This is a genomic window from Flavobacterium ranwuense, from assembly GCF_004349315.1.
Lineage (GTDB): Bacteria > Bacteroidota > Bacteroidia > Flavobacteriales > Flavobacteriaceae > Flavobacterium > Flavobacterium ranwuense.
In genome coordinates this window covers 159451-182316 of the sequence record NZ_SMLH01000001.1, presented here as the reverse complement: position 1 = coordinate 182316, position 22866 = coordinate 159451, and the positions used below count along the sequence as shown (strand labels likewise).

Annotated in this window: 22 protein-coding genes and 1 tRNA gene; 8 read left to right on the top strand and 15 right to left on the bottom strand. The window is 34.1% G+C overall.

Annotated features, from left to right (window positions below; all coding sequences use genetic code 11):
* Window positions 1-2 precede the first annotated feature (2 nt).
* The 5 genes from ruvC (at window position 3) to E0I61_RS00750 (ending at window position 3831) form a co-directional block, all read left to right on the top strand.
* The gene (gene ruvC, locus E0I61_RS00770; protein ID WP_131991294.1) at window positions 3-557 is read left to right on the top strand and encodes a crossover junction endodeoxyribonuclease RuvC; all 555 of its coding nucleotides are present in this window, start codon (window positions 3-5) and stop codon (window positions 555-557) included.
* A gap of 65 nt (window positions 558-622) precedes the next feature.
* Window positions 623-1783 (top strand): radical SAM family heme chaperone HemW, encoded by a 1161-nt coding sequence (gene hemW, locus E0I61_RS00765; RefSeq protein WP_132068765.1) that lies wholly within the window; start codon window positions 623-625, stop codon window positions 1781-1783.
* A 92-nt stretch (window positions 1784-1875) separates the two neighbouring features.
* Window positions 1876-2643, top strand: a complete 768-nt coding sequence (locus E0I61_RS00760; RefSeq protein WP_132068763.1) for a cyclase family protein — start codon at window positions 1876-1878, stop codon at window positions 2641-2643.
* A 36-nt stretch (window positions 2644-2679) separates the two neighbouring features.
* On the top strand, window positions 2680-3036 hold the full coding sequence (locus E0I61_RS00755) for an MmcQ/YjbR family DNA-binding protein (protein ID WP_132068761.1): 357 nt from the start codon (window positions 2680-2682) through the stop codon (window positions 3034-3036).
* A gap of 84 nt (window positions 3037-3120) precedes the next feature.
* Complete coding sequence (locus E0I61_RS00750) at window positions 3121-3831, top strand: PH domain-containing protein (protein ID WP_132068759.1); 711 nt, start codon at window positions 3121-3123, stop codon at window positions 3829-3831.
* Between the two features lie 77 nt (window positions 3832-3908).
* Here E0I61_RS00750 and E0I61_RS00745 read toward each other — a convergent pair whose 3' ends face one another.
* The 3 genes from E0I61_RS00745 to E0I61_RS00735 form a co-directional block, all read right to left on the bottom strand.
* Window positions 3909-5009 carry a DUF4407 domain-containing protein gene (locus E0I61_RS00745; RefSeq protein ID WP_132068757.1) on the bottom strand — a complete coding sequence of 367 codons (1101 nt, stop codon included), beginning with the start codon at window positions 5007-5009 and terminating at the stop codon, window positions 3909-3911.
* 153 nt (window positions 5010-5162) lie between these two features.
* Entirely contained in the window at window positions 5163-6764 is a 1602-nt protein-coding gene (pckA, locus tag E0I61_RS00740; protein ID WP_132068755.1) for a phosphoenolpyruvate carboxykinase (ATP), read from the bottom strand.
* Between the two features lie 75 nt (window positions 6765-6839).
* Window positions 6840-7232: a DUF423 domain-containing protein gene (locus E0I61_RS00735; RefSeq protein WP_132068753.1), complete on the bottom strand. Its 393-nt coding sequence runs from the start codon at window positions 7230-7232 to the stop codon at window positions 6840-6842.
* 181 nt (window positions 7233-7413) lie between these two features.
* Between E0I61_RS00735 and E0I61_RS00730 the strand changes: the two genes are divergently transcribed.
* The gene (locus E0I61_RS00730) at window positions 7414-8784 is read left to right on the top strand and encodes a saccharopine dehydrogenase family protein (protein WP_132068751.1); all 1371 of its coding nucleotides are present in this window, start codon (window positions 7414-7416) and stop codon (window positions 8782-8784) included.
* Between the two features lie 401 nt (window positions 8785-9185).
* Complete coding sequence (locus tag E0I61_RS00725; protein WP_132068749.1) at window positions 9186-9836, top strand: hypothetical protein; 651 nt, start codon at window positions 9186-9188, stop codon at window positions 9834-9836.
* A gap of 316 nt (window positions 9837-10152) precedes the next feature.
* Here the strand turns inward: E0I61_RS00725 and E0I61_RS00720 are convergent, their stop codons facing one another.
* The 4 genes from E0I61_RS00720 to E0I61_RS00705 all read right to left on the bottom strand — a co-directional run bounded on the left by E0I61_RS00720 (window position 10153) and on the right by E0I61_RS00705 (window position 14118).
* Entirely contained in the window at window positions 10153-11616 is a 1464-nt protein-coding gene (locus E0I61_RS00720; RefSeq protein ID WP_132068747.1) for a M56 family metallopeptidase, read from the bottom strand.
* Entirely contained in the window at window positions 11613-11987 is a 375-nt protein-coding gene (locus E0I61_RS00715) for a BlaI/MecI/CopY family transcriptional regulator (protein WP_099713699.1), read from the bottom strand. The genes E0I61_RS00720 and E0I61_RS00715 overlap by 4 nt, the downstream gene beginning before the upstream one ends.
* Before the next feature lie 9 nt (window positions 11988-11996).
* The gene (locus tag E0I61_RS00710) at window positions 11997-12299 is read right to left on the bottom strand and encodes a hypothetical protein (protein WP_165930162.1); all 303 of its coding nucleotides are present in this window, start codon (window positions 12297-12299) and stop codon (window positions 11997-11999) included.
* A gap of 430 nt (window positions 12300-12729) precedes the next feature.
* Window positions 12730-14118, bottom strand: a complete 1389-nt coding sequence (locus E0I61_RS00705; protein WP_132068743.1) for a dipeptidase — start codon at window positions 14116-14118, stop codon at window positions 12730-12732.
* A 108-nt stretch (window positions 14119-14226) separates the two neighbouring features.
* On the opposite strand from E0I61_RS00705, the gene E0I61_RS00700 reads away from it, so the two are divergent.
* Window positions 14227-14308, top strand: a tRNA-Leu gene (locus E0I61_RS00700).
* A gap of 41 nt (window positions 14309-14349) precedes the next feature.
* On the opposite strand, the gene E0I61_RS00695 is transcribed toward E0I61_RS00700, so the two are convergent.
* From E0I61_RS00695 to E0I61_RS00660, 8 genes are all read right to left on the bottom strand, one after another.
* Window positions 14350-15039 carry a hypothetical protein gene (locus E0I61_RS00695; protein ID WP_132068741.1) on the bottom strand — a complete coding sequence of 230 codons (690 nt, stop codon included), beginning with the start codon at window positions 15037-15039 and terminating at the stop codon, window positions 14350-14352.
* A gap of 15 nt (window positions 15040-15054) precedes the next feature.
* Window positions 15055-16815: a DUF885 domain-containing protein gene (locus E0I61_RS00690; RefSeq protein ID WP_132068739.1), complete on the bottom strand. Its 1761-nt coding sequence runs from the start codon at window positions 16813-16815 to the stop codon at window positions 15055-15057.
* Between the two features lie 60 nt (window positions 16816-16875).
* Entirely contained in the window at window positions 16876-17238 is a 363-nt protein-coding gene (locus tag E0I61_RS00685; RefSeq protein ID WP_131991324.1) for a nuclear transport factor 2 family protein, read from the bottom strand.
* Between the two features lie 83 nt (window positions 17239-17321).
* The gene (locus tag E0I61_RS00680) at window positions 17322-18230 is read right to left on the bottom strand and encodes a pseudouridine synthase (RefSeq protein ID WP_132068737.1); all 909 of its coding nucleotides are present in this window, start codon (window positions 18228-18230) and stop codon (window positions 17322-17324) included.
* A 269-nt stretch (window positions 18231-18499) separates the two neighbouring features.
* Window positions 18500-19456 carry a geranylgeranylglycerol-phosphate geranylgeranyltransferase gene (locus E0I61_RS00675; RefSeq protein ID WP_131991328.1) on the bottom strand — a complete coding sequence of 319 codons (957 nt, stop codon included), beginning with the start codon at window positions 19454-19456 and terminating at the stop codon, window positions 18500-18502.
* A 217-nt stretch (window positions 19457-19673) separates the two neighbouring features.
* Window positions 19674-20081, bottom strand: a complete 408-nt coding sequence (locus E0I61_RS00670; protein WP_131991330.1) for a response regulator — start codon at window positions 20079-20081, stop codon at window positions 19674-19676.
* Window positions 20065-21498, bottom strand: a complete 1434-nt coding sequence (locus E0I61_RS00665; protein WP_132068735.1) for a sensor histidine kinase — start codon at window positions 21496-21498, stop codon at window positions 20065-20067. Before E0I61_RS00665 ends, E0I61_RS00670 begins: the two co-directional genes overlap by 17 nt.
* A 376-nt stretch (window positions 21499-21874) precedes the next feature.
* Complete coding sequence (locus tag E0I61_RS00660) at window positions 21875-22813, bottom strand: mevalonate kinase family protein (protein ID WP_131915547.1); 939 nt, start codon at window positions 22811-22813, stop codon at window positions 21875-21877.
* Window positions 22814-22866 lie beyond the last annotated feature (53 nt).

Sequence of the window (22866 nt, the reverse complement as noted above, 5' to 3'; positions counted from 1 at the left end):
AATTGGCAAACGAACGCATCATATTAGGAATTGACCCGGGAACTACGATTATGGGTTTTGGATTGATAAAAATTGTCAATAAAAAAATGGAATTTTTGCAATTGAATGAGTTGCAATTGTCCAAATATGACAATCATTATCAAAAGCTAAAAATCATTTTTGAACGCACCATTGAATTAATCGATACACACAATCCAGATGAAATTGCAATTGAAGCACCTTTTTTTGGTAAAAATGTGCAATCGATGCTGAAGTTAGGACGCGCACAAGGCGTGGCCATGGCAGCAGGACTTTCGAGAGATATTCCTATAACCGAATACGAACCCAAGAAAATAAAAATGGCGATTACCGGAAACGGAAACGCCAGCAAAGAGCAAGTTGCCAAAATGCTGCAACAGTTATTAGGCTTGAAAGAATTGCCTAAAAATCTCGATAGCACGGACGGATTGGCAGCAGCGGTTTGTCATTTTTTCAATTCAGGAAAAGTGGTTGGCGCTAAAAGTTATACCGGTTGGGATGCTTTTGTAAAACAAAACGAAGAAAGAATTAAAAAATAGTGTTCAGTGTTCAGTATTCAGTTTGCAGAACTGAACACTAAAAACTGACCACTGAATACTAATAAATGAGCGGAATCTATATACATATCCCTTTTTGCAAGCAGGCGTGTCATTACTGCGACTTCCATTTTTCGACTTCGATGAAGAAGAAAGAAGAAATGGTTTTGGCTATTGCCAAAGAAATTCAAATGCGCAAAAGTGAGTTTAAAAACGACCCGAGCGAAAGCGAACATGCGAAGCAAACAGTGGAAACCATTTATTTGGGTGGTGGGACCCCAAGTGTTTTAACTTCCGAAGAAATTAATTTTTTGATTGCTGCGGTTTATAGCAATTATTCTGTAATTGAAAACCCTGAAATTACCTTAGAAGCTAATCCTGATGATTTATCTGAAGAGCGAATAATTGAATTGTCTAAAAGTAAAATTAATCGTTTAAGTATCGGGATTCAGTCTTTTTTTGAAGATGATTTACAACTGATGAACCGTGCTCATAATTCGGCAGAAGCCAAAAAATGCTTGGAAGAAGCTACCAAGTATTTCGATAATATTTCTCTTGATTTGATTTACGGAATTCCGGGAATGAGCAATGAGAAATGGAAACAAAATATTGAAACAGCATTGTCTTTTGGGATTCCGCATATTTCGAGTTATGCGTTGACGGTGGAGCCTAAAACGGCTTTGAATAAACTGATTCAAACCGGAAAAATTGCAGCACCTAAAGACGATGTCGCCCAAGAACACTTTGCTGTTTTGGTGGAAATGCTCGAAGCAAATGATTTTATTCATTATGAATTATCGAATTTTGGGAAGGCCAATTATTTTTCCAAAAACAATTCGGCATATTGGTTAGGGAAAAAATATATTGGAATTGGTCCTTCGGCACACAGTTATGATGGCGTTTCGAGAAGTTGGAATGTTTCGAATAATTCCATTTATTTAAAATCCATTCAAGAAAATAAATTGCCCAATGAAATAGAAATCCTTTCGATTACGGACCGTTATAATGAATATATTATGACGGGTTTGCGAACGATTTGGGGCGTTTCTTTGGATAGAATCGAAATAGAATTTGGAAGTGATTATTTGGAATATTTAAATAAACAATCTCAGAAATTCCTTGATGACAACTTACTTTTCATTGAAAACAATATTTTGAAACCAACTCCAAAAGGAAAATTTCTGACAGATGGAATTGCAAGTGATTTGTTTTACTTAAATTTGGAATAACATATAATCACTAAGAACACAAAGACGGCGTAAAGTCCACTATGCTTTGTAATCTTGGTGTTAATCTTAGCGCCCTTTGTGGTTAAATAATTATGATTGCAACTATTGATAACTTCAAAGTCGATTTATCAAAACCCATTGATATTTCGATTCCGTTAACGAATACTGATGAGAATCCAATTGCTTGGTATATCGACAAACCAGTAATTGAGCCCGTGGTTTTTGGGGATTGGATTGGAAAAGTATCGGAAGGGAAATCCTCAACAAACTTTAATAACATTTTCTTCAATCCACACGGACACGGAACCCACACCGAATGTCTGGGTCATATTACACGAGAATTTTACAGTGTTAATCAGTCGTTGAAACAGTTTTTCTTTTTGGCTGAATTGATTTCGGTTGTACCGGAAATACAACAAGAAGATTTGGTGATAACTAAAGATCAGATTGAAAAGGGGTTGGGTGGAAAAACTCCTGATGCCATAATTATTAGAACTCTTCCTAATTTTAAAACAAAAAAATCACTAAAATATTCGAATACCAATCCATCTTATCTGGATCAAGATGCTGCGGGATTCATTCGCGAAAGCGGGATTCAGCATTTACTGATTGACTTGCCCAGTGTCGATAAAGAAAAAGATGATGGGAAATTATTGGCACACAAAGCATTTTGGAATGTAACCAATATCAATAATTTGAATGTTGATGCACGATTGGATTGCACCATAACGGAAATGATTTTTGTTCCAGATGAGGTGAAAGACGGCAGTTATTTGTTGAATTTACAAATTGCTTCTTTCGAGAATGATGCAAGTCCCAGTAAGCCAGTTTTGTATGGTATTTTAAATGATGAATTATAAATTTTGAATTAAAGTAATTTAAAATAATTTCAATAAATGAACTTAGAAACGTATTACGAATATTGTCTTTCCAAAAAAGGAGTAACGGAATATTTTCCTTTTGATGAAGATACATTGGTATTTAAAGTGGGCGGGAAAATGTTTGCGTTGTCGTCTTTAAGTCAATGGGAAAAAGGACAGCCATCAGTCAATTTAAAATGTGATCCGGAACGCGCTCAGGAATTACGCGCGGAGTACGATGCTATTCAGCCGGGTTTTCACATGAGTAAAACACACTGGAATACAATTGCAGTAAATACATCAGTTTCGGATACGCTTGTCAAAGAGTTGATTGACCATTCCTATGAATTGGTTTTCAAAAGTTTAACAAAGAAATTGCAGAGTGAAATTTAAGAATTAGAAAATTAGGCATTACTTTTGCGAATAAATTCAGAATAGAAATTATAAACACATACTGAAATAAATTCAGCATATCATATGAAAGAACAATTTAAGAAGTTTTTAAACGAAGAACAAGACCCAAAAGCTATTGAAAAAATCGCTTCAAAATTGAGTGATTTATTGATGAAGAATGAAGAAATTGGATATATTGCTGTTCAAAAAAAACCAGCGATTACCGTTTTGCCAGATAGTATTGTGATGACAAATAAAAGAATTATCATTTGTCAACCCAAAAATCTGGGACTTTCAATGAATTTTATTGATTACACTTGGGATGAGATTGAAGGTACTTTTGTAAAAGAAAATATTCTTGGTTCAGAGTTTTCATTCACAACCAGAACAAATATGGAAGTTTCCATTGATTACATTCCTAAAATCCAAGCGCGAAAGATTTTTACGTATGCCAAAGAACAATTGGATATATTGAAAGTTGGGTCTGTATTAAATGCAACCATGATGGATGAGGTTCCGATTGTTCCAATAGAAGAAGTGGAAATAATCGAAGAAATGGAAACGGAAGAAGTGACTAGTTTTGCTGAAATAATGCCGGTTTCACAACCAAATTTCACTGCTGAAAATCAAGAATTCGAGGAGATTGCAGTAACATCAAAAGACAAATCTTTGAGCGATTTATCACAAGATGAACTTTTTGAAAAATTGCAGAATTATAAAAAATTGCTTGACAACGGATTGATTTTGCAAGGCGAATATGATGCTTTCAAAAAAGAAATTTTGAGTTTTATGTAATTAGTCTTAAAGTCGAAAGTCATAAAGTCAAAAGGGAATACGATATCTTTTGACTATATGACTTTTTAACATTTAGACTAAAGAGTTCTTTTCTGCTTTTCTACAAAATTATTGGATTGTAATTCTAATAAATCGGTAGCGTTTTTTCGTTGTAAATCATACAGTTTTTTATCGTCAGCGATGTCACCATAGACTTTATCGTGCATAACAGCACTTGTTTTTACCAACAAAGTGCGTTGGTATTTGTCTTGTTCGATTGTTGCTTTTAGCGCCGTTTCTAAATCTTCTAATTTATAATCGTATTCGCCTTTTGGGGATAAAAGTTTGGCGATAATAGGAGAGGTTTCTATGGCTAAAAATAAGAGCATAATAAAAAATGAAGGCAGCCAAGGTAATTTATCCAAGGCGTTGATCCGTGCCATTAAACCGTCAAATCCATCAATAATAGGTCGGGTTTCGGTAACTTTCTTGTCTAAATCGGTCTGGAGGGTTTTGGTATTTTTCTCCATTTCAGCAATTTTAGCCAAGTTGGTTTTTTGTAAAGTGTCCAGCTCTTTTTTCACCAAATCATGTTTGGCAATTTTTTCTTTAAAAACAGGGCCTTTGCCTAATTTTTTAGTTCCGGCAGTTCCTTCTGCCTCTGTGATGTACGTTTCATAGAGTGTATTGACTTCTTTTTCCTTCTTGGTAATTTCCGATTTCAAACTTGCTATTTCAGTTTTGTTCTTGTCCAAATCCGATTTGAAATAATTGGCCACTTCTTTTTTGTTATTCAAAGCCATGGCATTTTTTTCTTTCAATAAAACGGTATTAATTTCTTTTTCGAAGATTTTAATTTCCAATGGTTTTGAAATCACTATCGCAATAATTACCGCTAAAATAATTCGGGGGGTTGCCTGCAGAAATTCACTTCCAAACTGGTCTCTTTTTCGAATCGTGGAAACAATAAAACGATCTAAATTAAAGATAAGTAAACTCCAAACTATACCAAACGCGATTGCGGGATATATACTGTCAAAAACGGTAAACAACGCATAAGAACTGGCAAGAAAAGCCATGATGGCGGTGAAGAAAACGGTGGCGCCAATACCAACATATTTGGTTTGTTCGCCTTCGGAACAGCCTTCAAGAAGATCTTTGTCAGCTCCGGAACAAAGGATAAAAAATTGTTTTAACATGATTGATTTTTTTGATTGATTGATGATCACAAATTTAACGCCAAAAAATGAATATTGGTATAAATAGTTGGTATGTTTTTAATTAGGTTTTTGCGTATAAAAAAAGAGCCGCTCTTTACGAACGGCTCAATTGGTTTTTGAATTAATATTAACTTAGGCTAATGGTGCTCCTGCCATAATTTCGGCATTGGCAAATTCTTCAAATTTGGCGAAGTTAGCTTTGAATTTTTGAGCTAATTCTACCGCTTTTTTATCGTATAATTCAGGATCTTCCCATGTGTTTCTCGGATTCAATATTTCATTAGGAACATTTGGACACGTTTGCGGTTTTGCAATTCCAAATACTTTATGGTTTTCGTAAGCTACATCATCTAATTCTCCGTTTAATGCAGCGGTAATCATGGCACGCGTGTATTTTAATTTCATTCGACTTCCTGTTCCGTAAGGACCGCCAGTCCAACCGGTATTGATTAACCAAACTTTTACATTGGCATCCTTCATTTTTTTACTCAACATTTCAGCATACTTTGTCGGATGCAATGGCATAAAAGGTGCGCCAAAACAAGCAGAAAAATTAGGCTGAGGTTCTGTAATTCCAGCTTCTGTACCCGCAACTTTTGCCGTATAACCAGAAATAAAATGATACGCAGCCTGCCCAGGAGTCAGTTTAGAAATTGGAGGTAATATTCCGAATGAATCGGCAGTTAAAAAAAAGATGTTTCTAGGATTTTTCCCAATAGAACCAGGTTGAATGTTGTCAATATGGTAAATAGGATAACTTACTCGAGTGTTTTGAGTGATGGAAATGTCTTCAAAATCAACTTCATTGGTGTCTTTTTTAAGAACAACATTTTCAAGGATTGCACCTTTTTTTATAGCTCTAAAAATGTCTGGTTCGTTTTCTTCAGTAAGGTTTATCACTTTTGCATAGCAACCTCCTTCAAAATTAAAAACAGTGTTTTCATTGGTCCAACCATGTTCGTCATCACCAATTAATTTTCTGTTTGGATCTGCTGATAATGTTGTTTTTCCGGTTCCTGATAGTCCAAAGAAAATGGCAGTATCACCGTCTTTTCCAACATTGGCACTACAGTGCATTGGTAAGGTGTTTTTGAAAACTGGTAAAATGAAATTCAAAGCAGAAAATATCCCTTTTTTCATTTCTCCTGTATACCCGGTTCCGCCTATCAAAACTACTTTTCTTGTAAAATCAAGAATCGCAAAATTGCTTTGACGAGTTCCGTCAACTGCAGGATCTGCCATAAAACTAGGCACGCAAAGTAAAGTCCATTCTGGGCTAAATTTTGCTAATTCTTCCTGTTCAGGTCTTAAAAACATATTGTAACAAAATAAATTTGCCCAAGGTGTTTCTGTAATTACGCGAACATTCAATCTATAATTTGGATCAGAGCATACGTAAGAGTCTCTGACAAAAACTTCTTTGTTGGATAAATAAGTGGTGACCTTATTGTATAGCGCTTCAAAAGCAGCTGGCTCAAAAGGAATATTTACTTTTCCCCACCAAACTTGATTTTCACTTATGCTGTCTTTAACTATATATCTGTCTTGCGGTGAACGGCCTGTGTATTCTCCTGTATTTACGGCTAATGCTCCAGTAGAACTTTCAATTCCTTGACCTGATTTTATTGTTATGTCGTGTAATTCTTCAGGGGATAACTGGTAATGAATTTTTGTATTTTCAATTCCTAATTCTTTTAACGAAATCGATTGCGAGAAAAGCGTGTTATTGTCCATAAATTTATTGTTGTGTAGTTTCTTTTTTATAGACTGCAAAAGTAGAAATTATATTTCAGATACAGTTTGATTCTACTAATTTTGTGATTTTTTATTCATAATATTCATTAATAAAACGCCCCAGGCCAGTATTAATAGGAGTCCGCCAATAGGAGTCACGAATCCTATAATTTTAAAATCAAAAGAAGTGAGATCATTCGTTGCCAATAAATAAATCGATCCAGAGAATAATAGTATACCAAAAAGAACCAAAAAATAGATTGCTTTTTTTGTTTTTTGAGGTACTTCTTTCATTAGTCCAATAAATAATAAAAACAGCGCATGGTACATTTGGTAGCGTACACCAGTTTCAAAAGTAGCTAATTGCTCCATAGACAGTACTTTTTTTAGGGCATGTGCGCCAAAAGCACCAAGAATTATTGCAATCATTCCCAAAATAGCTCCTGTTGAAATTATCTTTTTGTCCATGTTGATTTTGTTTTAATACAAAAGTATCTCATCTATATTTAAATTAAAAGTGTTTTATGAGATACTTTTAATAGGGATTGATTTAGCAGGTGTTGAATTTTTTGCCATTTATGAAAAATTTTAACAACGCTATTTGTTATAAATACAACAATTTTGTATGTTTGTGTTATAATTATAAAAAATGAAAACAATTTTAATCATTGGAGCAGGAAGATCAGCTTCATCTTTGATTCAGTATCTTTTAAATAAATCAGAAAAAGAGAACTTGCATCTTATTATTGGTGATTTGTCATTGGCATTAGCTCAAAAAAAGACAAATAATCATCCCAATGCAACTGCGATTGCCTTAGATATTTTTGATGAAAATCAAAGAAAAGAAGCGATTCAGAAAGCTAATATTGTTATTTCAATGTTGCCGGCTCATTTGCATATCGAAGTGGCTAAGGATTGTATTGTTTACAAAAAGCATTTGGTTACCGCTTCATACGTGAGTGATGCCATGCAGGAATTAGATATTGCAGCCAAAGAGAATAATTTGATTTTCATGAATGAAATTGGACTTGATCCTGGGATTGACCACATGAGTGCGATGAAAGTGATTGATGAGATTAAAGAAAAAGGCGGAGAAATGCTTCTTTTTGAATCCTTTTGCGGTGGATTAGTAGCCCCCGAGTCTGATACGAATCTTTGGAATTATAAATTTACCTGGGCGCCTCGTAATGTCGTTCTTGCCGGTCAGGGTGGCGCTGCCAAGTTTATTCAGGAAGGTACGTATAAATACATTCCGTATTGTAATTTATTCCGTAGAACAGAGTTTCTGGATGTAGAAGGATACGGGCGATTTGAAGCCTATTCGAATAGGGATTCCCTAAAATACAGAAGTGTGTATGGTTTAGATAATGTGCTTACTTTATATAGAGGAACGATTCGTCGTGTGGGTTTTTCTAAAGCGTGGAATATGTTTGTGCAATTAGGAATGACGGATGACAGTTACATCATGGAAGATTCTGAAAACATGAGTTATAGAGAATTTGTGAATTCTTTTTTACCGTATCACCCAACGGATTCAGTAGAAATTAAAACGCGTTTGATTCTAAAAATTGACCAAGATGACATCATGTGGGATAAATTGTTAGAATTAGATTTGTTCAATCGTGATAAAAAAGTAGGATTGAAGAATGCTACTCCGGCTCAAATTTTGGAAAAAATACTCAGTGATAGTTGGACACTTCAACCTAAAGATAAAGATATGATTGTCATGTATCACAAATTTGGATACGAAATACATGGCAAAAAAGAACAAATAGATTCAAAAATGGTTTGTATTGGTGATGATCAAACCTATACTGCTATGGCAAAAACCGTGGGTTTACCCGTTGCAATGGCAACTTTATTAATATTGAATGGTAAAATTACGACTCCGGGAGTTCAATTGCCTATTCGTAAAGAAGTCTATGTGCCTATTTTGAAAGAATTAGAAGAATATGGTGTTGTTTTCAAAGAACAATCCATGTCGTATTTAGGATACAATCCGGATAAAGAGTTTAGTTAGTAGTTTTTTAGATTTTTAGTTTGATAAATCCGCTCCTTTTGAAGCGGATTTGTTTTTTAAAATTCTTTATTTATGCTGAGCGTCGCCGAAGTATGGGCGTGACCCTGCAAATTGCCTCGTCGTTCCTCCTCGCAACTTCGGGTCGGGCTGTTCGCTGCAATCTTTATGTTTTTAAAGAAAAAACATAAAGGATTTTCGCTGCCATCCCTCACGCAAAGCATTCCAATGACGTGTCGTTTTTTTACTAAATTGTAAGAAAATTTGATTACATTTGGGAATGACTAAGGCGAAACAAACCTGCGCCAAGGTACCCAGAAGTAGGAGTATATACGAAGGTTTGTTTCGCATATGTAGAGGTTAGAAGTCATTTTGTAGAAAACGAAATCAAATACATCATTCAAATGGAGAACAGAGAACAAGAAAATAGTATCAATTCAACCGACATGACTAAAATAGTCTCAAAAGAAATTAGTTGTAAGACATTAGATTTAGGAATTGATTATTCAGAATTAGCATTAGATGAATTTTTGAAAGACGGTGTTCTTAAAGAAATTCCATTTGTGAAGTCAGTTGTTTCATTTTACAATATTGGTAATTCTATAATTGATAGACATAAGACAAAAAAGATTTTGACATTTTTTAAAGAATTTCATTCATCCGAAATTAAACCTGACAAATTAGGAAAATTTAAGCAAAAATTCGATGAAGACATTGATTATCAAAATCAAGTGGTAGAAACTATAACATTACTAAATGAAAGATTTTTGCAAATAGAGAAATCAAAAATTTTAGCGAAATTGATAATTTCTCACATAGAAGAGAAAATATCTTGGGATGAGTTGACCGATTTAACGGCTGTCCTAGATAATATTCACCCAAAAGGATTTTTGTTTTTAGACAAAATGGCTAAAGAATACAATTACGCAAATCACGGTAGAGACCAAATAGGTGAAGCATTAATGTTTGCTTGTGGAATAGGTCATAGACACGGAACATTATTTATGATTAACGAATTAGGAAAGAAATTTTATGAAAATGGTTTAAAGACTTGACATATACACAAAAAACGTCTGCTAACAGCTAGGGTTTCGTTGCGTGCGTAGCACGAACAATGAAGCCCGTGTTGAACGGAACAGAGTGCCTGCCGTTAACACTATGGTATTATCGTAAAGATTTTAGAGGTATTTCCAAGAAAATTTTGTTCCTCTTTTTTGCGGAGAGGTTTCAGCTTAGTTTAAAGTTGGTTTTTTACTTGGAAAATTAGTCATTAATTGAAGATTTAGGTTTTCTAAATCCGCCACATTGCCAAGCAGTGAAACGTCAGTTTTATAAATCCGCTTCTTTTGAAGCGGATTTCTTTTTTTACAATTACACCTTTCCAGATTGAATAGTTATTGGTAAGCTGTACATTACTCTAACAGGGACACCGTTCATTTTTCCGGGAATCCATTTCGGGCATATTTTCAAAACACGTATGGCTTCTTCACCAGTTCCAAAACCAATATCTCGTATGTTTTTTATATCGCTTAAACTGCCGTCTTTTTCTATGATAAAGGTGATGTATACTTTTCCTTTTAAGTTAGGTTGTTCTGGAGTTTTAAAATTATTGCCGACAAATTTGTAAAATTCCATAATTCCTCCTGGAAAATCTGGTTTTTCGGTTATTCCAGCAGTATTATAGACTTCATTTTCCCCTTTTTGGACAAACTGATTTTCAGAATCGTACGCATCAATTTCAATCACTTCAGGAGCTCCTTTACTTAAAATCCCCAGAAGTTCCTCGTTTGTAGGCAATTCTTTTTGCTTGGATAGGATGGAAGGTATTGCCCTCTTTTCTATAGGAGTTAGTTCATTGTATTTTTTTTCGCTGGCAATCTTTCCTTTTTCATCTTTGATTTTAAAAGTAGTTTTGTCGTAATACGTTTTAAATAAATTTTCGGATTTTTTAGGAGTAGTTTCTTTTTTTACATTGGTTTCTTGCGCAACGACTTTCGTACACAATAAAAACAATAAGGCAGTTACTACAGGAATTAGCATTGCTTTTTTTAATAAAGCTTCTGTTTTTGATGTGGTTTTTGTCATCATAAGTAATCGTTTTTTAGTTATTAAATAATTCAAATTACTGGCCAAGTAAAAAGTTTGGTTCTCGTTTGCTTTCGATAGTAATAAAGATTGGTAGAACGGAACGTTGTTATAGCAGGTCACTACTTTCTCATCGGCAAGAAATTCGTGGTTGAGTTGTATGGCTTTTTTGTAAAAAATAAAAATGGGGTTGAACCAAAAAACGGTTTTCAATAGTTCAATGAATAAAATATCCAAAGTGTGTTTTTGGGTTACATGCGTCAATTCGTGTGTGTACAATTCAGCTTCAATTTGACGGTTGTTGTATTCCGATTCGTTGATGAAAATCGTATTCAAGAAAGTATGTGGCAACGTTTTTTCGGGAACCAAAATCAATTTGGCATTCTTATAGTCAATAGGTGTATTCGACTTCATTTTAGACGAAATCTTATTGATATTGCTGATAAAACGTACCGCCAAAACGATTGTTACTACCGCATACAAACTCCATAATCCTATTGCCAGATAGTTAGTTTCCTCTAGTATTACTGCGTTTCCTTGTAGGATCTGCATATTTTCCGGATTGACTGTAGGTTGTGCTATTTCCTGAATAACTTCAATGGTTATAAATGGGAGTATCATCGAAAAGGCAAGGCTGAACAACAAGTAAAACCTATTGAATACGTGTATTTTTTCTTTTTCCAAAAACAAATAATACACCGCCAGTAGCACGAATAAAGTAATTGTCGATTTGATTAGAAAGTCGCTCATTTTTTCTTTTTTTGAATTTCACTGTCTATTATTTTCTTAAGTTCTTCCAGTTCCGTTTGGGACAAATTGGTTTCGGTAGTAAAGAAAGAGGCAAATTGCGATGCCGAATTATTAAAGAAATTGCTAATCAATCCGTTGACGTGTTTCGAGAAATAGTCGGTTTTCTTTACCAAAGGATAATATTCCCGAGAGTTCCCAAATTCATTGTAGGCTACAAATTGCTTGTCAATCATTCTTTTTAATAAAGTAGCGATGGTTGTGGTAGCGGGTTTTGGTTTTGGATAGGCTTCAAGCAAGTCTTTCATAAAGGCTTTCTCGAGTTTCCAAAGGTGTTCCATTACTTGTTCTTCTGCGTTCGTTAGTTGTTGCATGTTTATTTTTTATTTGGTGTAAATTTCTTGAACAGGTATTCCTTTTTCATAGATTTTGGTTCCAAGTAAAATCCCTTCGGAGTCATAAAATTTCCATTCTCCTGTGGGTAGCCATTCTATTTTTGAATTTATTATGGCTTTATTTGAAACACCTATTTGTTGAATTTTTCCAGTATTGTGATATTTGATGATGTGGCAACTGTTTTTTTTATATTTTTCTTTTGAAAGTAATCTATCGCTCATGAATTCTTTCCAAGTGCCAATCTTATCTCCTTTTTTGTATCTTCCTGTTGCACTGGATTCGATGTTCATGAATTTCTCATTTTGGATCCATTTACCCGTTTTTAATCCGTTTTTGGTTTGATTAATTTTACAGCTAGTTAGGCTTATACATATTAAAAGGATGGCAATTTTATAAAGATTTGTGGCTTTCATATTCTACAGATTAAAACATTGCTCTACAAATGTAGAATATAAATCCAAATATACAAATTTTAAATAAAAATATTTTGGTTGTCAGGGGTTTGCGTTAAGGATGAGAGTGGAAATCCTTTTTATTTTTTTTCTTTAAAAAATAAAAAGATTGAGAACGGACAGCCTGACCCGCTTTTTTCAGCGGGGAACGCCCAAAAAAAATCCGCCCTGTTTATAAGAGCGGATATAGAATTTAATGAAGGTTCTCGATACTTTTTTGTTCCGTTTCTCTTTACAAAAAAACTCGAACTGACGATATCGCTAACTATTATTTAGACAGTTCTACAAAATATTTGTAAAACAACGGAATGGTTTCAATTCCTTTTAGGTAATTAAAGATTCCGAAATGTTCGTTTGGAGAGTGAATGGCATCGCTGTCCAATCCAAATCCCATCAAAATGGTTTTGCTTTTCAGTTCTTTTTCGAATAACGCTACGATAGGAATACTTCCTCCGGAACGCACGGGAATTGCGGGAACGCCAAAGGTTTCTGTATATGCCATGTTTGCGGCTTTGTAGCCAATGCTGTTTGTTGGGGTTACATAACCTTGTCCGCCATGATGCGGTTTTACTTTTACGGTAACGCCGGCAGGAGCAAGGCTTGTGAAATGTTTGGTGAACAATTCGGTAATTTCTTCCCAGTCTTGATTTGGAACCAAACGCATCGATATTTTAGCGAAAGCTTTACTTGCAATCACTGTCTTGGCACCTTCTCCGGTGTAACCACCCCAAATTCCGTTTACATCTAGCGTAGGACGAATGGAATTTCTTTCGTTAGTTACATAGCCGCTTTCGCCATAAACGTCATTTAGGTCTAATGCTTTTTTGTAGTTTTCTAAATTGAAAGGCGCTTTGGCCATTTCGGCTCTTTCTTCCAGTGATAATTCTGCTACATTATCGTAGAAACCGGGAATTGTAATGTGATTGTTTTCATCATGAAGTGAAGCAATCATTTTGGCTAAAACGTTTATCGGGTTGGCAACAGCACCACCATATAATCCAGAATGCAAGTCACGGTTTGGCCCCGTAACTTCTACTTCTACATAGCTTAATCCACGTAATCCTGTTGTAATTGACGGTTGCTGATTAGAAATCATTCCGGTATCCGAAATTAAAATCACGTCATTCTTTAGTTTTTCCTGATTGCGTTCCACAAACCAACTCAAACTTTTAGAGCCAATTTCTTCTTCGCCTTCGATCATGAATTTTACATTACAAGGCAAAGTATTCGATTGAACCATATATTCCAATGCTTTTACGTGCATGTACATTTGGCCTTTATCATCACATGATCCACGGGCAAAAATAGCACCTTCGGGATGGATTTCAGTTTTTTTGATTACGGGTTCAAAGGGAGGGGAAGTCCATAGTTCCATTGGATCTGGCGGTTGTACATCATAATGACCATAAACCAAAACGGTTGGTAATGATGGGTCTATGATTTTTTCACCATAAACGATTGGATAACCCGGAGTGTCGCAAATTTCAACAAAATCGCAGCCTGCTTTTTCTAAACTGGCCTTTACGGCATCAGCTGTTTCAAAAACATCATGCGAATAAGCGGTGTCAGCACTCACGGATGGAATTTTTAATAATTCGATTAACTCGTTGATAAAGCGATCTTTGTGTTGTTGAACGTATGCTTTAATATTTTCCATTATTTGAATTTTTTTATAATTTCAAAAGTACAAAAAAGAGTATGAATATTTTTTATGTAAATTACTTTGAAAATTGGAAGTTATGTTTATCTTTGCACCCACAATTGCGCGGATATGGTGAAATTGGTAGACATGCCAGACTTAGGATCTGGTGCCGCAAGGCGTGTAGGTTCGAGTCCTATTATCCGCACAAAAAAAAGCTTCTCTATCGAGAAGCTTTTTTTGTATGTATTAGAAATTAGCTATGAATTTTGCCATTTCAATAATACTCTTTTCATCTTTTAAAGAAAAGTTATTTTTCTTAAGATAAGCTGTAATTTCTTCTTTTCTCATCGGAAAAAGATCTTGAAATTCTTTTTTATTTTTCGGTAAGGCTATAGCCGTTTCATTTTTTAAACTTAAATAATATTCGTCACTTGTTTTAACATATCTTGCTGGTGTAGCAGCTGCATATGAATTAACAGCTTCTTTCCCCTTTTGAAGGGTAATTCTATCTCTTCGGTATAATGCAACGTCATTCTTATTAAATAATTCTACTAAATATCCATTTGCTTCTCCCTCTTTAGTTTTATAATTCAAAAGCTTGATTTTATCAGTGAAAGGGATAATAGTTATGATGTTGAAAGGATCCTTTTTCATTAGCGAAAAAAGCTCTTTTTTTTCATTTTGAACTTCTATCATATCGGTCATTGCATTGTATCGGACCATGATTTGTTGGGGAATACCTGAAACCTCCGCTAATCTAAATTCGTCAACAAGGTATTCGGAGCCTTCTATTTTAGCCAAGTCTTTTTTATTTAAAACATTGTTTCTAAATAAAGCTCCAGAGGAGTTGGGATCCATGGTGTCCATAATTCGTTGCGCATTACCATTGAACGCCATAAAAGACAGTAATAATGTGTTTAGCAATAGTTTTTTCATAGTTTTTAATTTTTATTATTTAGATTCATTTATCCACGCATTAATTTTCATCTCTAATAATGCTAAAGGCATTACCCCAGATTCTAATACTTTTTCATGGAATTTTTTAATATCAAATTTTGTACCCATTTTGGATTCCGCTTTTTTACGAAGTTCTATAATTTTTAACTGGCCTATTTTATAAGACAAAGCTTGTCCTGGAATTGCCATATAACGCTCTATTTCCGGAATAATGCTAGCTTCACTTTCGGCTTCGTTTGCTAATGAATATTTGATAGCCTGCTCTCTAGTCCAACCTTTTGAATGTAGTCCTGTGTCAACTACTAATCGAACCGCTCTGTGCATTTCATTGCCTAGCATTCCAAAATATTGATACGGATCTTGATACAATCCAAGCTCTTTGCCTAAACTTTCGGTATATAAAGCCCAGCCTTCACCATAAGCACCAAACCAATTGAATTTTCTAAAATCTGGAAGACTGGCATTTTCTTGTTGCAATGAAATTTGGAAGTGATGTCCTGGAATGGCTTCGTGTAAAAATAAATCTTCATCTCCATAAAGATTATAATTGGCTACATCAGGGATTGGAACATAAAAAATACCGGGACGCGAACCGTCTGCCGTTCCTTGCATGTATTCGGCACTTGCCGTTTTTTCTCTAAAGGCTTCCGTTCTTCTGATTTCAAATTTTGTTTTGGGTTGCAGTGCGAATAATTTGTCTACATTCGGTTTGATTCGGGTATAAATGCTTTGAAAATTAGCAATAACTTCTTCTGGTTTTTTGAAAGGTTTTAGCTCTTTTTTGTTCCTAACTTCTTCGAAAAATTGTACTAAAGTTCCTTTGAAACCTACTTGAGTTTTTACCTTTTCCATTTCGGCATTTAATCGGGCTACTTCTTTTAATCCCAATTCATGAATTTCCTCTGGAGTCATTTCGGTTGTAGTCCATTGTTTTACATACGTGGCATACAAATCCTTTCCAAAAGGGAAGTTTCCTATTCCGCTGGTTGTTCTTGAGGCAGGAAGGTATTCGTTGGTGAGGAAATCAGCCATTTTCATGTATTGAGGAATCAATTTGTCATTGATGGTGGCCGTGTATTTTGTGGTTAAGTCTTTTTTTACAGCATCAGAAAAGGATGCTGGCATCAGTTTTATCGACGAGTAAAATAAATTATCTTCAATTTTTGGTGTGGCCATTTCGGCAAATTGTGGAATCAATTTGGTTGTTAATGATTTTGGCAGTACAATTCCTTTTGCTATTCCTTTCTTCATATATACCATTGCAGAATCAATCCAAACAGAATATTTGTCCATTCTTTTTAGGAAATTAGTATAGTCTTTTTCTGTTTTAAAAGGTTGTGCGCTGGTTCCTCCCGCAAATTGTCCCATAGTTAGGTGTGTTCCCCAAAATTGATGTACAGGCATGAGGTTTGTAGGTTGATTCAATAAATCTTTACCAATCTCAACTTCCCATTTGATTATTTCGTAGCTGTTTTTTTCTTCTTCGGATAAACTTTCTTTATCAATAGTTTTTAGAGCAGTTTGATATTTATCAAAAAAAGCTTCTTGCGACTTTCTGTAACTGTCCGTCATTTCAAATTGCAACTGGTCGTTATACTCATTTTGACCATTTTGCGTTGCATCCAAAGGACTCATCGCATTTCTATCGTCAAAATAGCTTTTGGTCAACGCAGAAAAATCTTGTGTCTTTTCCTCTTTTTTGCAGTTTATCATCAGCAATGATAGTAAGAAAGTAAATAATAATGTCTTTTTCATAGTTTTTGAATTTATAACAACCGTAAAGCTAATTTATTTTTTTTAAATTATATTTAAAATTTATCCGTGATATACTCGAGAAGCAATTATTTTATTTTCTTTGATGTCCAAAACTTCCGCCACCAGTAAGTCTTCTTCACCAACAACCGTTCGAATATATTCCATAAAAACGCGGTCGCCATTTGCGGTCAATGATTTTACTTTATAATTTAAACTTGGTAAACGCTCAAAAGCATCCTGCCACCATTCTCGCAGTGCTTCTTTACCAGTAACAAAACCGTTAGTCTCTGGTTTGTGGATTTTTAGTTTCGGACTGAAATGAACTGCATCCTCATCATATAAAGACAATAATTTTTCTAATTCTTTATTATTAAAAGTTTCAAACCATTTAAAAGCAATTGATTGTAGTTTTTCTGGTGTCATGGTAATTAGGATTTGTTTTTAATTAAAAAATCCCTTTTCGCTTTATGCGAAAGGGATTTTATTGCTATAATTTCAAAGAAATATTAAACGTTCTTCAAATTGATAATTTCTTGTTCAGTAAGTAATCTCCAGTTTCCTCTTGGTAAATTCTTTTTGGTCAAACCAGCAAAAGCAACCCTGTCAATTCGCAACACATCATAACTGAAATGTTCGAAAATGGAACGAACCACTTTCACGTTAGCCGATCTTAATTGCAACCCAATTTCACTTTTTGCTTCACCATCAATGTAACTTACATCTTCCACAAAAACGCGGTGTCCGTCAAGAGTCAAACCTTTGTTTATTTTTTCTAAATCCTCAAATTTCAAGTTTTTATCTAGTGAAACTTGGTAAATTTTAGATGATTTTTGGCTTGGTAACGTAAACTTACGGATCATATCCGTATCGTTTGTGAACAATAGCAATCCAGTTGTATTCTTGTCCATTCTTCCCACTGCGCCAATTTTTGCAGTAGTAGAACCTTTAACTAATTCCAATACATTACGATATTCCTGACCTTCGTCCATGGCAGTAGTAAAGTTTTTTGGTTTGTTCAGTAAGATGTACACTTTTTTCTCCGGTGTCAAAGTGGCACCGTCAAAATTTACAACATCTCCTGGTTTTACCATGTATCCCATTTCGGTAACAGGAATTCCATTTACTTTCACCGTCCCGGATTGAATATAAATATCAGCATCACGACGCGAGCACGCACCAGAATTAGCAATGTATTTATTCAAACGAATTTCGTCTTTTACTTTCGGTCTCTTTGGTGCTTGATTTGGTTTTTTCTCTACTTTATCAGTAGCGATATCGGCAACTTTAGTATTTACTTTAACTTTTTTCGGCCCTTGAGCGCGCTTCTGCATGGCAGGTTTTGGCTTATTTGAACTTGGTCTTGAGCTAGCTGCTCTAGGACCACTTTTCTTATTATTGCCTTCCTTGTTATTCATAATATTCCAATAATTTGTGCAAAGATACTATTTATATAGTTGACAATCAATAACAGCCAATTATAAAAACGCTAACTATCTAGTTAATAAGCTAATTAATACGTTTTAGTTTCGTTTTTTGGAGCTATTTCCCGCTTTCCACTCTATCTTTTTCTTTTAAAGAAAAAAGAAAAAGGATTCCATTTCAATCGGGGCTAACCAAATGGAGGAATTTAAGAGTTGTTGAGAAAATTGTTTTCAACCTTTTATAATCCCAAAGCAGAAATCATCTAAACCGTCATCAATAATCTTTTTCCGTGCCACAAAACACTCGGATTAATCAATACAATACAAAAAACACCAGCGACAATAAGGAATTTTAGGACATTATGAAGCAATAAAAATTGTGCTTTTGTGTTTGATTTCCACAAGTAAGTCAAGAAAAAAATCAGACTGATGAGACAGGAATAAAAATAAACATCCATGTAACCTACATCGTAAATTTCGATTAAAACATAAACTGGAAAAACAGTCAGAATTGTCAAAGCAGTAATGATTTTTTTTGATATTTCTTCACCATAAACAATCGGAATCGTTTTATAGTCATTGGCTAAGTCGCCTTTTAGGTTTTCTAAATCCTTAATCATTTCTCGAATCAACAGTAGTAAAAACAGAAAGGAAGCATGAGAGAAAATCACTCCAAGTTGTCTTTTGTAATTTTCAATCTCTTCATATGGAATCCGAGTATAAAAATACAACAGTATCGCAAAAAAGGGTAAAACTGCCAGTAAAGCGGCTGTCAGGTTTCCTATTATTGGGTATTTTTTTATTTTATGGGAATAAAACCAGATGAAAAATATATATCCTGAAAAAAATAAAAATACACGCCAAGAAACAAACAAAGCCATTAAAGCCACAATAAAATTGAGTGTAAAATAGACGCTCAGTTTTGTTTTTTGACTCACTAATCGATCCAGCATCGACTTGTTAGGACGATTGATTAAATCTTTTCGGCTGTCATAAAAATTATTGATGATATAACCCGAAGCAATAGTAAGTGAAGAAGCGAAAACCAGTATGAATAAATTAAAATCGAGTAGAATATCCAGCGCTCTTTTTTCGGGAGCCAGAATAAATATCGCCGAAAGGTATTGCGCCAAAATTATTATTGGAATGTTATATCCTCTAACAACAGAGAATAAACTAATAATCTTCATCACTAAAAGCTTATGTTGCCTGCTTAACATTTTTTAGTAGTAGTTTTTTTGTCAAGTTTTTACAATGGTATAGCAAACTTGCCTATTTATCTTCAAATTTAGGATTTTGTTTCTAAAATCAACTTGATTTTTTTACAAAAACACACACACGAGAATTTTTTTAAGAGAAATTGCTAAATGCTACGATTATTTCGGGCATATCCATTGGTAATAATTCTGATTTCATTTGATTCAAAAACGGATTGTACTATTTTGGAGAAGAATCAGGATAAATCATTTCTCCAAATTCTTTAATTGGTAAAGGTTTGCTTAAAAGCGTTTTTACATATTTATTATTTTTTGCCCGCCTAATATCATTAGGATCTAATGTTGAGGAAAGCATGAAAATTTGAGTTTCCTTTTTCAATTCTTCGGGTAGCGTTTCATATTCCGAAAGGAATTCGAATCCATCCATTTCCGGCATTTTAATGTCTAACAGAATAATTAGAGATTCTTCAAAACTCTTTTTGTGATTATTAAGCCATTGAATTCCTTCTTTACCATTATTAGTAGTACTTATATCAGTTATGCCAAGTGTTTTTTTTAGCAATTGTTTGGTGACAATTTGATCAATTGTATTGTCGTCAATTATCAAAATTTTATAATTGGGCTTCATATTGTTTCGGGATAGTTACTATAAATTTGCTTCCAATATTCATTTTCGAATTTACGCTTATGCTTCCATTAAGATTTTCAACAGCTTCTTTTACTAAGTAAAGGCCTAAACCGGAGCCTTTCTTGTTGTTGTTAGTTACAAAAAACATTTCAAAGATTTTGACATGGTATTCATTATTAATTCCGATGCCATTGTCTTCAATTTCTATTTTGTAAAATTCTCCTTTGGTATACGTTTTAATTGAAATGTACTTTTTTTCTTTGCTTTCGTCAGTATACTTGATGGCATTTGACAATAAATTATTTAAAATAATTTTCAGTCTCAAACCGTCACTATAAACCTCATCAACTGACAATTCTTTTTTGATAGCAATTTCATTCGTTCCTTTAATATAAAGATGTTGAGCAATAATCTCATCTATAACTTTATTTAAACTAACGGAAGCAACGGTTATTTTTTTTCTCTTATTTCTCGAATAATCAATTATCTCTCTTATAAATTGGTCTTGCTTATCAAGGCTTTGATGCATTAGATCTAAATAATCCCTAATTTGATCCAAATCATCTTCTAATTTCACAATTTCTATTAATCCTTTTAAAGAAGAGATAGGAGACCTTAGATCATGCGAAGCACTGTAAACAAACTTGTCAAGCTCCTTATTGGCAATTATTAAATTCCTGTTCTTGTCATCTGTTTCCTGCTTCGAGCGTCTTAGTCTGTTAACCATTACAGAATAGTAAAGGCTTACACTTCCAATGATCATCAGAGTAAAAAAGATATTGGTAAAAAGAAGGTAGGTTTTAATTAAGCGAGTGCCTTCTCCAAGTGCATCAGAGAAATTACGCTGATTTATTGTTAATTTATCAGTAATGATGTTTATCCTTTGGAGAATTTTTTGCCTGTCGTCTGATTTTGAAGTATTACCGCTTATTTTTTTATTAGCTTCATTTCCAATCGAAGCAAGTTGGTCAATTAGATAGTCCGCTTTTTTCCATTCATTAATAGCTTTTGCCAAGAAAGGAACAGCGTGGAAATGTCTAAATAGCCAAACCATATCATCCAAATCTTTCTCGTGATTTCTGCCAGCCCTTAATCCATTTTCAATGGTGTTAATGTCATCATTATTGGTCAAACCAATTCGCGCAATACCATCTCCTTTCGGAACACTTAATTCTTCGTTGAACAATTTCCATTGAATGGGATCTTTAGTATAAAGGTAGGTGATAAGGTGGCGGGCTGCATCTTTTTGCCCTTTTGAATAATGGGATTCTCCATTTACATACGCTCTGGATGCGGACAAGATTTTAATCGTCAGGTAGTTGATAATAATCAGCGAAGAGCAAGATAGAATTACTATAATCAGCGGAGTGAAAACATTGCGTGGCTTATATTTTTCAAGAATCTTGCGTTTAAACATATAGGTTTTTAGTAAGTAAAAGAGCAAAAAAAATCAGATGCTTAAAGATAAGCTGTTTTTTTATCGAAATGTAAGATTTTGTTTAAATTTATTTCAATTTTTTTATGTGGAATAATTTGATTTTTATTTCAAAGTTTTTTTGTTGAAAAAAAACAGGCGGATCAATATACGGTATTGCCACAGAACCATCAAGAAATACGAATGTTATAAGACAATTTTAGTCCAGTAAATTCATGATTTTCGAATGAGAAATAGAGTTTTGCCCAAAAAAGCAAAAAGGAATTTATGCTAATAATAAGGATAACAAACGGACAGCATTCAATATATAGAATTGTGCTGTCAGCTTAAAGTTGTAGGAGTTTAAAGCTAGAAGTTTTTAAAACTGATACACTACTTCTAGTTTATAATCCTTCAGGGAAGCTTTGGCTTTTTCTAAGTCTTCGGTAAAACCTAAGATGTAACCGCCACCACCAGAGCCACATAATTTTAAATAGTAATCATTGCTGTCAATTCCTTGTTGCCAAATTCCGTGAAATTGTTCCGGGATCATTGGTTTGAAGTTATTCAAAACCACTTTTGATAATTTTTTGGTATTCATGAATAATGATTTCATGTCACCGCCAAGGAAATTTTCCACACAAGCATCAGTATATTTTACGAATTGATTTTTCAACATAGTACGGAAACCTTTGTCTTTCAGGTTTTCCATGAAAATGTTGACCATCGGAGCGGTTTCGCCCACAATACCGGAATCCAACAAAAATACAGCGCCTTTCCCATCAAAACTTTGATTCGGAATTCCTGTTGCTTGAATATTGTCTTTAGAATTGATAAGTATTGGAATGCTCAAATAACTGTTTAAAGGATCTAAACCAGAACTTTTTCCGTGGAAAAAACTCTCCATTTGAGAAAATATGTTTTTTAATTGCAATAATTTTTCACGAGTCAAATTTTCCAAAACCGTGATTTTATTTTGTGCATATTTATCATAAATAGCTGCTACAAGTGCGCCACTGCTGCCTACACCATAGCCTTGAGGAATGCTGGAATCAAAATACATTCCGGTTTCAACATCATTTTTTAACGTATCTAAATCGAAAGTGACTAAATCAGGCTGTTCGTTTTGTAACGTTTCCAAATAGATAACAAAACGTCTCAAATTTCCATTTGATTTGATGGCTTCTTCAGACGGATTTTCATCTCTTTTAAGCGCACCGTTGTAAAAATTATAAGGAATAGACAACCCTTTTGAGTCACGAATGATTCCGTATTCTCCAAAGAGTAATATTTTTGAGTAAAATAAAGGTCCTTTCATATTAGATTGTAAATTAACAATTTGGGGTTGGTAATTATATATTGCAACAAATA

Bases quoted from the DNA above. Each gene is read 5' to 3' on its own strand.
- hemW (WP_132068765.1), top strand. From the start codon at position 623: ATGAGCGGAATCTATATACATATCCCTTTTTGCAAGCAGGCGTGTCAT.
- E0I61_RS00705 (WP_132068743.1), bottom strand. From the start codon at position 14,118: ATGGAAAATATTAAAGCATACGTTCAACAACACAAAGATCGCTTTATC.
- E0I61_RS00665 (WP_132068735.1), bottom strand. From the start codon at position 21,498: ATGTTTAAACGCAAGATTCTTGAAAAATATAAGCCACGCAATGTTTTC.
- E0I61_RS00675 (WP_131991328.1), bottom strand. From the start codon at position 19,456: ATGTTAAGCAGGCAACATAAGCTTTTAGTGATGAAGATTATTAGTTTA.
- E0I61_RS00710 (WP_165930162.1), bottom strand. From the start codon at position 12,299: ATGAACATCGAATCCAGTGCAACAGGAAGATACAAAAAAGGAGATAAG.
- E0I61_RS00680 (WP_132068737.1), bottom strand. From the start codon at position 18,230: ATGAATAACAAGGAAGGCAATAATAAGAAAAGTGGTCCTAGAGCAGCT.
- pckA (WP_132068755.1), bottom strand. From the start codon at position 6,764: ATGGACAATAACACGCTTTTCTCGCAATCGATTTCGTTAAAAGAATTA.
- E0I61_RS00750 (WP_132068759.1), top strand. From the start codon at position 3,121: ATGAAAGAACAATTTAAGAAGTTTTTAAACGAAGAACAAGACCCAAAA.
- E0I61_RS00720 (WP_132068747.1), bottom strand. From the start codon at position 11,616: ATGAGCGACTTTCTAATCAAATCGACAATTACTTTATTCGTGCTACTG.
- E0I61_RS00745 (WP_132068757.1), bottom strand. From the start codon at position 5,009: ATGTTAAAACAATTTTTTATCCTTTGTTCCGGAGCTGACAAAGATCTT.
- E0I61_RS00725 (WP_132068749.1), top strand. From the start codon at position 9,186: ATGGAGAACAGAGAACAAGAAAATAGTATCAATTCAACCGACATGACT.
- E0I61_RS00685 (WP_131991324.1), bottom strand. From the start codon at position 17,238: ATGACACCAGAAAAACTACAATCAATTGCTTTTAAATGGTTTGAAACT.
- E0I61_RS00730 (WP_132068751.1), top strand. From the start codon at position 7,414: ATGAAAACAATTTTAATCATTGGAGCAGGAAGATCAGCTTCATCTTTG.
- E0I61_RS00695 (WP_132068741.1), bottom strand. From the start codon at position 15,039: ATGAAAAAACTATTGCTAAACACATTATTACTGTCTTTTATGGCGTTC.
- E0I61_RS00670 (WP_131991330.1), bottom strand. From the start codon at position 20,081: ATGAAGCCCAATTATAAAATTTTGATAATTGACGACAATACAATTGAT.
- E0I61_RS00715 (WP_099713699.1), bottom strand. From the start codon at position 11,987: ATGCAACAACTAACGAACGCAGAAGAACAAGTAATGGAACACCTTTGG.
- E0I61_RS00690 (WP_132068739.1), bottom strand. From the start codon at position 16,815: ATGAAAAAGACATTATTATTTACTTTCTTACTATCATTGCTGATGATA.
- E0I61_RS00735 (WP_132068753.1), bottom strand. From the start codon at position 7,232: ATGGACAAAAAGATAATTTCAACAGGAGCTATTTTGGGAATGATTGCA.
- E0I61_RS00660 (WP_131915547.1), bottom strand. From the start codon at position 22,813: ATGAAAGGACCTTTATTTTACTCAAAAATATTACTCTTTGGAGAATAC.
- E0I61_RS00755 (WP_132068761.1), top strand. From the start codon at position 2,680: ATGAACTTAGAAACGTATTACGAATATTGTCTTTCCAAAAAAGGAGTA.
- E0I61_RS00760 (WP_132068763.1), top strand. From the start codon at position 1,876: ATGATTGCAACTATTGATAACTTCAAAGTCGATTTATCAAAACCCATT.